This is a genomic window from Fibrella aquatica, from assembly GCF_041321135.1.
In the GTDB taxonomy this organism is placed as follows: domain Bacteria; phylum Bacteroidota; class Bacteroidia; order Cytophagales; family Spirosomataceae; genus Fibrella; species Fibrella aquatica.
This window is the reverse complement of sequence record NZ_JBGGWF010000007.1, coordinates 61,881-73,031: the sequence shown is the minus strand read 5'-3', so window position 1 is coordinate 73,031 and position 11,151 is coordinate 61,881. Positions and strand designations below refer to the sequence as shown.

The window sequence follows — 11,151 nt, the reverse complement described above, 5'->3', positions numbered from 1 at the left end:
TCACCAAAGTTGCTTTACATTACGTTTCGATAGTCATGACACACGATACCTATTCAACCATCGGCACCCTGATTTTCTACGCCGTGCTGCTCGTCGCTTCTTATATCACAGGCCGTTGGCTCGTGAGCAAAGAGCGGAATTATTAGGATAGTTCAACAGTTTAATGTCTAAAGTTCAATGCCTGTTGTTTTCAGGCGTGAATTTTAGACATTTGCTTTTTAATACCCTTATCAACTTTTCGCTTCTATGCTTGGCGCGCTGCTTACCCGAATTTACCACTTCTTAGGTTGGAAAATTGTTGGTCCCTGGCCAACGGTACCTAAGGCTATTTGGGCAGTAGCACCACATAGCACCAACTGGGATTTTCCGATCGGGCTCTGGATTAGGCACGAGGTGGGTAGCTATGTTGGCTTTCTAGCCAAAAGTTCATTGTTTACCTGGTATAGTGGGTGGTTGTTCAAAGCGTTGGGTGGAACGCCTGTTTATCGCAGCAAATCGAACAACATGGTCGATAGTGTGGCCGAGACATTCAATCGCCACGATGTGCTGCATATTTGCGTGACGCCCGAGGGCACGCGCAGTGATGTAAGCAAGTTGAAAACCGGCTTTTATTTCATGGCCCAAAAAGCCAACGTACCCCTCATTTTGGTCGGTTTCGATTGGACACGCAAAACCATCGTACTCAGCGAGCCTTTGTACGTTACGGGCGACTATCAGCGCGATATGCTGCCTTTTTACCAGTTCTTTTCCGATCTGGCTGAACCCAAAAAAACGTGGCTGCATAACTGGGAGAAAACTGGCGAGATTCCGGCTCCAACTGCGCTTTCAGCGGTAAAGTAGTTAACTGGTAAGCATCTGACGGAGTGCAGCGACCATCGCCGCGCCTGCCCGATCAGAAGCACCTGCCCTGCCCATAATTTGTTGTAAATTAGCGTATCCTGCTAACACATCGCTACGCCGTGCGCCATCAGGGAGAATAGCCCGTAGTTCATTACTTGTGCGCTCCGGTGTTAGATCGTCCTGAATCAATTCGGTAACGAGCGGGCGATTAACAATCAGGTTCACCAGAGAGATATAGGGCACTGCAATCAGGCGGCTGGCAATAACATAGCTGAGCCATGATGTTCGGTAGCACACCACTTGTGGAATTGTCAGCAAAGCCGTTTCAAGTGTAGCTGTTCCCGAAGTAACCAGCGCTGCGGTGGCGGCCTTCAATATGTCATAGGCTGAATCGGCGACTCTTTCTACGGCGGGGTAATCAGCTAACAACAAATCATAAAGATCATCGGGCAGATTACTGACCGTACCCACCACAAACTGATAATCAGGAAACCGACGGGTTGTTTCGAGCATGATCGGTAAAATGGCCGTAATCTCCTGACGGCGACTACCCGGCAAGAGTGCAATCAATGGCTTGTCGAACTGGCTAAACCGGGCAATCAATGCTGGGTCTGGTTCGTGGTTGGCCAGCGCATCTAGCAAGGGATTGCCTACATACTCGACCTCATAGTCGTATTTACTGAAGAAGGGTTTTTCGAAGGGAAGAATCACGAACAGCCGGTCAACGTTAGCTTTAATTCTCAACGCCCGCCGCTGATTCCACGCCCACACTTTGGGGGAGATGTAATAGAAAACCCGAATGCCGTGTTGCTTAGCCCACTTAGCTATGCGCAGGTTAAAGCCAGCATAGTCGATCAAAATGAGCACGTCGGGGCGGTGAGCCAGTACATCTGCCTGGCAGTCGCGCATAAGCTTACGGATAGTGCCCAGATTTTTGGCTACTTCCCAGAACCCCATAAAGGCCAGATCGCGGTAGTGTTTGACCAGTGTTGACCCGGCAGCTTCCATCTGTTCGCCACCCCAAGCACGTACCTGTGCCTCGGTGTCGTGATAGCGGATAGCCCGTATCAAGTTAGCACCATGTAAATCGCCCGACCGCTCGCCAGCAATTATGTAGTAGGTCATTTTGAAGAGTTAAGAATTAAGAGTTAAGAATTAAGACGGTCCGCCGTTGCGGTTGCTTCGCTAATGAGCATATTCTGCTGACAACGGAGCAACCGCAACGGCGGACCGTCTTAATTCTTAACTCTTAACTCTTAATTGGTCTATTCGCCGTAGTAATCAACAAAGTTGCGTTCGGTTTCGAAGAGGCGGATCTGGTAGAGGCGGGCTTCGGTAAGGGGAGAGAGGGCCGCTTCGAGCAGACGCCAAATCTCCATTACCAGAATTTCGCAACTCGCCATTTTGCCCTGCATAAACGGAACGTCGAGGTTAATGTTCTTGTGATCTAACTGCTCGATGATCTCTCGTTTAATGACATCACCCAGCACTTTCAGGTCGATGACAAAACCAGTGTCGGGGTCGGGTTCACCTTTTACCGTTACGATTAGTTCAAAGTTATGACCATGCCAGTTGTGGTTGGCGCAAGGGCCAAATACTTCCTTGTTACGCTCGTAGGACCAGTTGGGATTAAACAGCCGGTGGGCAGCGTTGAAATGTTCTTTGCGACTTATGTATACCATTTTATCTGGTTAGTTTACGGCGGTTACCAGATAACGCCGACTGATTGATGGCACAAAAGTACGGCTTTTTTGTCCGACAGTGGTAAAATGCAATTGAATGCGTTAACACGTTTTAAGCCATGTTCACTCTCTGGAAGAGTCGGTGTCGTCTATTCAATGATGTTATTGTTAATGACTTGTAAGCATCAGTATACTGCATAAGGGCCATTTGTTTCGGTCATAAAAAGGTCTATATCTTTAAATAGTACTATTTATTAAAAGAATACGTTATGGTTTCCTTTTTTTTAAGCCCGTACCTTTACAGTCCAATTTTAATATTTGTACGGCCTTTTTCGGTAATACCCATCGACCAGACGTTTAACAGAAGTTCTCTATGATTATTGTGACGGGGGCTGCCGGTTTTATCGGTAGCTGTTTAATTGATAAGTTAAACGCTGAAAACTTTAATTATATCATCGCTGTCGATGACTTCTCGAACCCGGACAAAAAGCCAAATCTGGAGGGTAAACAGATTCAGGAATTCGTTGAGCGTGAGCAGTTTTTTAGCTGGCTCGATGCCAACTATCAGGAAGTTGAGTTTCTGTTTCATATCGGTGCCCGCACCGACACCACCGAGTTCGACTACGCTATATTCGAGCATCTAAACGTCGCCTACTCCAAGCAAATCTGGGAGAAATGCATTGATTATCAGATTCCGCTGGTATACGCTTCATCGGCAGCTACCTACGGCCTGGGCGAGTTTGGTTATGACGACAATGAGTCGATTATTCCGCAACTGAAGCCGCTAAACCCCTATGGCGAGTCGAAAAACGAGTTTGATATCTGGGCCTTATCGCAGGAACGTAAACCGTTTTTTTGGGCCGGTTTGAAGTTCTTCAACGTGTATGGCCCGAACGAATACCACAAAAGCCGGATGGCGTCGGTCATTTTTCATGCGTTTCATCAGATCAGTAAGACAGACCGCATGAAGTTGTTCCGCTCGCACAACCCTGATTTTACGGATGGCGGTCAAATGCGCGACTTCGTGTATGTGAAAGATGTGGTTGATGTGTGTCTGTTTTTGATGCATCACCGGCGAAACTCGGGCATCTACAACCTCGGTAGCGGCACCGCCCGTCCATTCCTGGATTTGGCCACCAGCACATTTGCCGCCATGAATCGGGAGCCCCAAATCGATTTCATCGACACGCCCGCCGATATTCGTGACAAATACCAGTACTACACGCAGGCCAACATGAGCAAACTGCGGTCAATTGGCTACGAAAAGCCATTCCACAGCCTCGAAGCGGGCATTACTGACTACGTACAGAATTACTTGGCAAAGGGAGAATATCTCTAGTTTCGGCTGGGTACGTTACCACTTCTTGAAGATAAAGAAGACGGCAATAACCAGGAAAACAAACCCGACCAGGTGATTCCAGGCCAATTTATCTGTCTTGAAAAAATAGACGGTAATTAGCGTAAACACGGTGAGTGAAACCGCTTCCTGAATGGTTTTGAGTTGAAAGAGTGAGAACGGCCCGCCCGTTTCTTCCGAGCCTATACGGTTGGCGGGTACCTGAAAAATATATTCAAAAAAAGCGAGTCCCCAACTAAGCATGATGATGCCAAAAACAGATAGTTTGGCTAGCATGGGATACTGTTTTAGTTGCAGATGACCGTACCAGGCCAGGGTCATAAATACGTTCGAAAGCGCCAGCAGGAGTACGCAATAAAGTCCTTTCATCGGAAACAGAGAAGCCTTAAAATGAAGGTAAGTTAGTGATTGTTGGCCGGAAGCGTCAGTTCACTAGTGAACGTATATGCCTGCCAGTTCAATGATAACTGACCATTCAGTAACATAGTTAATCGGTGGCTTATCCACAAGCCCAATCCGTGCCCTTCTTTGAGAGGATCGGCCCGGAAATAGGGTTGTAATAAATCGAGCGTTGGTCCGCTTTCACGCGCGGTCTGGTTCTGAACGCTGATTGTGTGCTGGATCAGGTACATTGTCTGCACAGTAATTGTACTGCCTGTCACTGCGTATTTGATGGCGTTCTCGATCAGGTTCAGCAGAATATGTTCCAGCTTGACAGCATCGGTTAGCACGGGTAAGTCGGCATCTTCGCCCAGTATGAGTTGGATCGTCACCTCATAATCGAGCGTAAGAACAGTTAATTGATCAACGCACTGCCGAAGAAGGCCAGCCAGATTTACGTCGGTGACGTTAAGCGAACGCGCCGACGATTCGGGGCGACTGAGGGCAAGAAATTCATCGAGCAACCGGGCCAGTCTGCTTACATCGTCGAGTTGGCTGGTCAGAAACGGCTTTATGAGGTGGTCGACCTCGTTACTGTTTAGCGTTACTTCAAGACCCGTTTTCATGATGGCCAATGGGGTACGTAGCTCGTGGGCGGCCGCACCAAAAAAATTTCGCTGTAGTTCGGTTGTCTCCCAAATACGTTCTAACATCTGGTTCAGGGTATCGGTCAACTGATAAAGCTCGTCGCGTGAGGCTGGTAATGTTATTCGCTGGCTTTCGGTGGCGTTGCTGATGTCGTTGGCCTGATCGATAATAGCGTTTAAGGGACGCAACAACCAGCCCGCCGCCAGATAACCTGTGCCAAAAGCGATGAGTAAACTGAGCAGCCACCCCAACCCAGCCATCCAGCGTAACTGCTCAATGTCTTGCCGTAAGCTGGCGTCCGGAACGGCCAGCTTAAGCGTGAGCTGACCGTCGGAAAACTGATCGCTAGTCGACTGAATGGTAATGGCCCGGTATGTATACTGTACCGGAAGTCTATTTCGTCGGGGGGCGGTTGTATTGGGAAAGCCGGGGCTTTTGAATAACTGGCGGCTCTGGTCATACGTTTGGTAAACCACCAGCATCCGTTCCTGATCGATGGGCAGCGGAATCACTACCGGATCAACATTGACCATCGATAAAAGCCATTCGGCCCGCGTTTGAACGGCCCGGTCAAATGCCCGTTCTAAGCTGTTTTCGGCCCGGTTCAGCAGTAATAAGCCAGCCAGGAGGCTGATGCTTGCAAACACTGTTGCCACGGCAATAACGATGCGGCTGCGCAGGCTCATGCGTTTTTGAGGCGGTAACCCCGACCAATAAGCGTTTCGATCAGCCCCGTCGTACCCAGCGCATCCAGCTTTTTGCGAAGCTGATATATGTGTACTTCAATCACATTGCTACCCCGGTCAAAGTCAATATCCCAGACTTTCTCAGCAATCTCGTGTTTGGTAATGACCTGACCTGCCCGGCGGGTGAGTAGTTCGAGCAGGGCAAATTCACGGTTAGTCAGGGCAAGCGAAACCCCGCCTTTGATTACTTCGTGGGTAACCAGCCGTATCTCTAGATCAGCAACCCGCAGCACTACTTCTTCGCCCGATGTATTTCGGCGCTGAGTCACTCGGATTCGTGCCAGCAATTCACTGAAGTCGAATGGTTTTCGGAGGTAATCTACAGCACCCAAGTCAAGGCCGCGAACGACCTTATCCGGGTCGCTCAGCGCCGACATGATGATGACCGGCACACGAAGGTCAAAGGCGCGAAGGTTTTGAAGTACCTCGAATCCGGTTTGGCCGGGCAGCATCAAGTCAAGCAATACCAGATCGTAGAGCCCGCCCGCCAGCAGGTCGAGTCCTTCGGCTCCTGAATGCGATAAATCAGCGATGTGACCATGCTGTTCTAAACCCTGCTTGATAAACCGAGCTAGTTTGCGCTCATCTTCGATGACTAAAATTTTCACGTAGCTGGTGAATGGTAACGTACCTGAGCGATGGTCGATAACCGCTCAGGTACGTTGTGGATGATTAGCGAACCAGGTATTGCTGTCCGTTGATGGTCAGTACTGACGCCCGCAGCACAGTTAGTTTTTCGAGCTGAACCTGCCCTTCACGAACTGGTCTGGGATAGCCCTGCACAGTAATGGTATTGCCTTTTTTGGCCAGTTCGGTAAGCTGGTAAGCCGTGTGCGCGGGAATAGCAACGACCGTTTTTTCGTCGAGAATCAGGCCTTTTACACGTCCGCCACGGTCGAGTTGGTAATCGGTGATTTTACCCGTGGCCGTTACCAGAGCCGGTTGAACAGGCGGAGTGGCGGGCCGGGTGGGTGGCGTATCCATGATCGTGGTTTTGCCAACAGTTACACTATTGAGGCGGAAGAAGCTTTCGCCACCGGGGCGTGTTTCTGTAAAGCCCATTACACTTACTGAACTACCAGGTTTAATGGCTTTCTGAAGTTCGGTTCCCAGGTGCGGGGGGAACTTCACGTTACTGGGTGTTCCCGATCCGGTATTCAGCGTGAAGCCATCGAGAATAAAATCGTCGTTACCTGCCCATTGTCCAACCGTACCCGATACTGTGGTCAGCGACGTTAGCCCACCGCGTTGTCCTTCGCCCCGCTGTCTTCCTTTGCCTTGTGGGCCATGTTGCGCACGGCCATCCATAGACCGATCTTCGGGGGTGTGTGGCCGTTTTTTGCCGTGTCCCCTCATCGCCAGGCCATGTTCCCGGTCGGGTGGTCCATCGGGGCGTTGCTGGGCGTTCAGGAGGGGTGACACGAGCAGGCTGGCAACCAGCGTTGTGGTCAGAATAAGTGCGTTCGTTTTCATAGTCAATAGCTTATTTGTGCGTGATTATGAAACAAAGCTATTGGTGCGGTATAAGGCCAGCCTGAAGCCCAGATTAATTTTTCTTCATACCCACTTTATTCCCAAATGACCTCAATGACTTCGGTCTTCAGATCAACGGTGGTTTGTTTCACATCGGCCGCCCGGCGCAAAGACACTTTCCCGTTGTTCACCTTCAGGGCTTCCTGTTGTAAAACATGGGTAGCATCTTTTTTATGGAATACGGAAATGATCTTTTCCGCCGTGTTGACGGGTAAATGCAGGGTCTTGCCCGTTGCCTGTACCGATCGGGCGGTTTCGGGTAAAGGCTGACCACGCAGCAATGCCAGCGCTCGGGATGCCTGTGGCACGCCATAACCAACGTAGTTGTTGCCGTAGGGGTACAAATGCGACGATTTTTCAATCACGTCGCGCAATTGCTTATTGGTAAGTTTGGGATTGGCTTGCATGAGGCAGGCGGCAAAACCCGTAATGACCGGGGCAGCCAGTGACGTGCCATACAAAGAAAAACACGATACGTTTGGTTTCAGGTACGCCAGCGCTTCCGGGCCAATGCTACTGTAGCCAATGCGGTTCCAAAGGCGCGAGTTAGTCGACCCAACAGCAATGACACCCTCGGCGTCGGCGGGAGTGCTAATAACGCGCCAGCTTCGGTCATCGCCTTCATTACCCGCCGAAACGATAATCAACATGCCCTTTTTGTCGGCTGCCAGTTGTGCCGCCTGACTAATCAGGCTGGTGCGGCCGTCCATTTGAGAAGGCTGGTAATTTTCGGATGGGTTACTGAATCCTTTAGCGTAGCCCAGTGATGTGTTTACTAACCGAACGCCGAGGCTATCGAGCCACTCAATAGCCTGCACCCAGTTGTCTTCTTCGCCTCTGAATTCACGGTTGCCGGCGTCGGTTCGGGCCAGGTAAAACGTGGCATCATAGCCGAGGCCGAGTTGTAGATTGCCTACCGGATCATACCCGCCAATGGCCGCCAATACCTCTGTGCCGTGCATGTCCGACATGGTTTCGAGCGTGCGGAAGAGGTTATTTTGTGTTTTGGGGCGGTTAACATAATCACGTACCTGCCTGAAGCCACCCCGGGCCGTAATCGGTTTTAATACCGCCACAGAATCGGCTCCGAAAAAGCCTGCGTCGATGACGCCCACCTGCACAAAACGACCCGTAAGATTTTCTAAAGCAAAGGCCGACGCCTGTATCTGCGACATGACCGGCGCCAGTTTGGCTTGATTGATCCGATCTGTCGACCGTGCCGTAACCGTAATGGATGGGTCGATCGCCCGTACTTCGCGCACAAATGGTAACAGACTTACCTGTTTACGTTGCTCGGGTGTGAGAGTAGCCGATACTGCATTGAGCCACCTCGACCGGCAGTTTACCTGAATGCCAAGTTCGGATAGTTGTGCCAGGTACGTTGCCGAAACAGGCCGGTCCGTATCGTCGATGGGCAATTGCAGGGTGGCGCGGTTAATGAGCGCCGAAGGCGAGAGTGCCGGAGCATCGGTGGCCTGTTTGCCGGTTAGTAAAATCCAGTAGGTAATTGGCCGCGCCTGCGCAGCAACAGATACGAACAGGAAGAGAAGTATACGGGCTATATGCACAATTTTTATGGGCTAAAGTTGCGGTTTTAGTCTGGATGGCGGAAGTTGCGGCCCGAACGTACCCAGCAACCGGTTGAGGAAAACAAATGCAGGGGCAATGTTACTTAATACACCTTACTTGGTAAACTGAATTTATGCGCTATTTGGCTATTAACAACTCTCTTTTTACACAAAACCGTCAGCGGCTGGCTCAATTACTGCCCGAAAAGGGGATGGCTTTGCTGAACGCAAATGATATTATGCCCACCAACGCAGATGGGTCCATGCCATTTCGGCAAAATAACGACTTGTTTTACTTAACCGGTGTTGATCAGGAAGAATCGCGATTGGTATTATTCCCGCAACATCCGGATCCCAAATTCCGGGAGGTGCTTTTCCTTCGCGAAACGAGCGAACACATCGAAATCTGGGAAGGGCATAAACTCACTAAAGCTGAGGCAGAACAAGTGTCGGGTATACCTCAGAAACAGGTGTACTGGATGAGTCAGTTCGAGAGCATTTTCACGCAACTGATTTTCGAGGCCGACCAGGTGTTTCTAAATACCAACGAACATACCCGCAACGGGCTGTCGGTACAAACGCAGGACGATCGGTTTATCGCTGACTTCAAGCGTCAGTATCCGTTACACAAATTGGGTCGGTTGGCTCCATTGATGCATCGGCTCCGCGCCATCAAATCACCCATCGAGGTCGATTTGTTGCAGCGCGCCTGCGATACGACCGAAAGTATGTTTCGGCGGTTACTCAAATTTGTGAAACCCGGCGTATGGGAGTATGAAATTGAGGCCGAAATGATGCACGAATTCCTGCGGAATCGCTCGCGTGGAGCTGCCTACACCCCAATCATTGCATCGGGGAAAAACTCGTGTGTACTTCATTATATCGAGAACTCAGCGCAATGTCAGTCTGGCGATGTGCTGTTGCTGGATCTGGGGGCCGAATATGCCAATTATAACGCCGATATGACCCGCACCATTCCGGTCAATGGCCGTTTCACTGCGCGGCAACGGGCTGTTTACGATGCGGTGTTGCGCGTAATGAAAGCGGCACAGGCCATGCTGGTAACGGGGAATATCTGGGACGAATATCACCGCCAAGTTGGGCACATCATGGAAGCCGAACTAATTGAACTGGGACTGATTGACCGGCACGATGTGGCCAAACAAGACCCCGACGCGCCGCTTTACAAGAAATACTTCATGCACGGCACCTCGCACTTTCTGGGCCTTGATGTTCACGATGTAGGGAACAAATACCGCCGTTTCGAGCCGGGCATGGTTTTTACCTGCGAACCGGGTATCTATATACGTGAGGAAGGAATTGGGATACGACTGGAAAACGATATCCTCATTACTGAGTCGGGTAACGTTGATCTGATGGCCAATATTCCGTTGGAAGCCGACGAGATTGAGACGCTGATGAATGAATAAAAAAACGTGGGTTGATCGGGTGAGGTTACCCGATCAACCCACGCCTGAAATTTGTGTGTGTGTTGTGTAGAACTTCTGGGGTAGGGTAGGCTATTTAGCCGGAGTTGTCTCCTGTGCCTCCAGGGCATAGCTTAGGCTGCTGAATATACGCCGAACGGCCGTCTCGATACGTTCCCAACCTTCGTCGGTACTCACGTCGATATCAACCACTTTGTTGCGATTGTCGCTAACCAGTGTCAGGTACGTTACGCCGCCTAATACAATGGCTGTCAGGGCAGTAGGATCATAGGCCGGGAAGGGGGCCAGCTTATCGATTATTTTCTTGTAAGACTCATTGCGGAATGCTGAAAGACGGCGGGCCAGTTCGGTCTCGCCGTTTTGCATCTCCCACCGGATCAGTTCTTGTGATGATTTCCGGCTCCGGAATTCGCGAGCAACTTTAATGACGTATTCCGACCAGATTTTGCTTCGTTCTTCCAGGCCCGGGTTTGATGGAACCGTATCGAGGAAACGGTCATTAAACATCGAGAGGAAAAAACCGCGCTGTACGTATGCTTCTAAAAGCCCGTTCCAACCACCAAAATAGCGGTAGATAAGCACTTTATTAACGCCGGCTTTCTCTGCAACCGCATTGATGCCTGCTTTTTTGGTGCCTTTTTCAGCCATTACATCGCCCATGGCGCGCAAGATGCGCTCCATAGTCATGGCCCGATTACGTCGTTTTACTTGCTTCATAGTCACTCTGTTTTAGGGATGATTACTCAATAAAGGATCCGTTTCACGACAAAGCTGTACAATTAGTCTCATGTTACCAAGTGGTAACGTTAAAATTAATTCTGTTTTAAGTAGCGTAATTGGACGTATAAGTAAATTGAAGATCATATATAATGAAAAGTAACGAAGTGATTATCAGCTTTTTTAGCGTATTAGTGCCCAAATGGCCGTCCTTTTCGACAAGTTTTAAAG

Annotated in this window: 11 protein-coding genes; 3 read left to right on the top strand and 8 right to left on the bottom strand. The window is 50.0% G+C overall.

Annotation, left to right across the window (positions count from 1 at the left end; genetic code table 11):
* The first annotated feature begins 246 nt into the window (after window positions 1-246).
* Window positions 247-840, top strand: a complete 594-nt coding sequence (locus ACAW87_RS16720) for a 1-acyl-sn-glycerol-3-phosphate acyltransferase (RefSeq protein WP_370724777.1) — start codon at window positions 247-249, stop codon at window positions 838-840.
* On the opposite strand, the gene lpxB is transcribed toward ACAW87_RS16720, so the two are convergent.
* Both lpxB and ACAW87_RS16710 read right to left on the bottom strand, forming a co-directional pair.
* Window positions 841-1,965 carry a lipid-A-disaccharide synthase gene (gene lpxB / locus ACAW87_RS16715; protein WP_370724776.1) on the bottom strand — a complete coding sequence of 375 codons (1,125 nt, stop codon included), beginning with the start codon at window positions 1,963-1,965 and terminating at the stop codon, window positions 841-843.
* Window positions 1,966-2,105: 140 nt separating this feature from the next.
* Window positions 2,106-2,522, bottom strand: coding sequence for a 6-pyruvoyl trahydropterin synthase family protein (locus tag ACAW87_RS16710; protein ID WP_370724775.1), 417 nt, complete (start codon window positions 2,520-2,522; stop codon window positions 2,106-2,108).
* A gap of 373 nt (window positions 2,523-2,895) precedes the next feature.
* Between ACAW87_RS16710 and rfaD the strand changes: the two genes are divergently transcribed.
* On the top strand, window positions 2,896-3,861 hold the full coding sequence (gene rfaD, locus ACAW87_RS16705) for an ADP-glyceromanno-heptose 6-epimerase (RefSeq protein WP_370724774.1): 966 nt from the start codon (window positions 2,896-2,898) through the stop codon (window positions 3,859-3,861).
* Between the two features lie 15 nt (window positions 3,862-3,876).
* Here the strand turns inward: rfaD and ACAW87_RS16700 are convergent, their stop codons facing one another.
* The 5 genes from ACAW87_RS16700 to ACAW87_RS16680 form a co-directional block, all read right to left on the bottom strand.
* Window positions 3,877-4,248 carry a DMT family protein gene (locus tag ACAW87_RS16700; RefSeq protein WP_370724773.1) on the bottom strand — a complete coding sequence of 124 codons (372 nt, stop codon included), beginning with the start codon at window positions 4,246-4,248 and terminating at the stop codon, window positions 3,877-3,879.
* Between the two features lie 32 nt (window positions 4,249-4,280).
* Complete coding sequence (locus ACAW87_RS16695; RefSeq protein WP_370724772.1) at window positions 4,281-5,594, bottom strand: sensor histidine kinase; 1,314 nt, start codon at window positions 5,592-5,594, stop codon at window positions 4,281-4,283.
* Window positions 5,591-6,262, bottom strand: a complete 672-nt coding sequence (locus tag ACAW87_RS16690; protein WP_370724771.1) for a response regulator transcription factor — start codon at window positions 6,260-6,262, stop codon at window positions 5,591-5,593. The genes ACAW87_RS16695 and ACAW87_RS16690 overlap by 4 nt, the downstream gene beginning before the upstream one ends.
* A gap of 64 nt (window positions 6,263-6,326) precedes the next feature.
* Window positions 6,327-7,127 (bottom strand): hypothetical protein, encoded by an 801-nt coding sequence (locus ACAW87_RS16685; protein WP_370724770.1) that lies wholly within the window; start codon window positions 7,125-7,127, stop codon window positions 6,327-6,329.
* Between the two features lie 95 nt (window positions 7,128-7,222).
* Entirely contained in the window at window positions 7,223-8,749 is a 1,527-nt protein-coding gene (locus tag ACAW87_RS16680) for a S8 family serine peptidase (protein WP_370724942.1), read from the bottom strand.
* 140 nt (window positions 8,750-8,889) lie between these two features.
* Here ACAW87_RS16680 and ACAW87_RS16675 point away from each other — a divergent pair, with 140 nt between their 5' ends.
* Window positions 8,890-10,185: an aminopeptidase P N-terminal domain-containing protein gene (locus ACAW87_RS16675; RefSeq protein ID WP_370724769.1), complete on the top strand. Its 1,296-nt coding sequence runs from the start codon at window positions 8,890-8,892 to the stop codon at window positions 10,183-10,185.
* Window positions 10,186-10,275: 90 nt separating this feature from the next.
* On the opposite strand, the gene ACAW87_RS16670 is transcribed toward ACAW87_RS16675, so the two are convergent.
* Window positions 10,276-10,920 (bottom strand): TetR/AcrR family transcriptional regulator, encoded by a 645-nt coding sequence (locus ACAW87_RS16670; RefSeq protein WP_370724768.1) that lies wholly within the window; start codon window positions 10,918-10,920, stop codon window positions 10,276-10,278.
* Between the last annotated feature and the right edge of the window lie 231 nt (window positions 10,921-11,151).

Coding starts and splice junctions, on each gene's coding strand:
- ACAW87_RS16695 (WP_370724772.1), bottom strand. CDS start 5,594: ATGAGCCTGCGCAGCCGCATCGTTATTGCCGTGGCAACAGTGTTTGCA.
- ACAW87_RS16720 (WP_370724777.1), top strand. CDS start 247: ATGCTTGGCGCGCTGCTTACCCGAATTTACCACTTCTTAGGTTGGAAA.
- ACAW87_RS16710 (WP_370724775.1), bottom strand. CDS start 2,522: ATGGTATACATAAGTCGCAAAGAACATTTCAACGCTGCCCACCGGCTG.
- ACAW87_RS16670 (WP_370724768.1), bottom strand. CDS start 10,920: ATGAAGCAAGTAAAACGACGTAATCGGGCCATGACTATGGAGCGCATC.
- ACAW87_RS16675 (WP_370724769.1), top strand. CDS start 8,890: ATGCGCTATTTGGCTATTAACAACTCTCTTTTTACACAAAACCGTCAG.
- ACAW87_RS16685 (WP_370724770.1), bottom strand. CDS start 7,127: ATGAAAACGAACGCACTTATTCTGACCACAACGCTGGTTGCCAGCCTG.
- lpxB (WP_370724776.1), bottom strand. CDS start 1,965: ATGACCTACTACATAATTGCTGGCGAGCGGTCGGGCGATTTACATGGT.
- rfaD (WP_370724774.1), top strand. CDS start 2,896: ATGATTATTGTGACGGGGGCTGCCGGTTTTATCGGTAGCTGTTTAATT.
- ACAW87_RS16700 (WP_370724773.1), bottom strand. CDS start 4,248: ATGAAAGGACTTTATTGCGTACTCCTGCTGGCGCTTTCGAACGTATTT.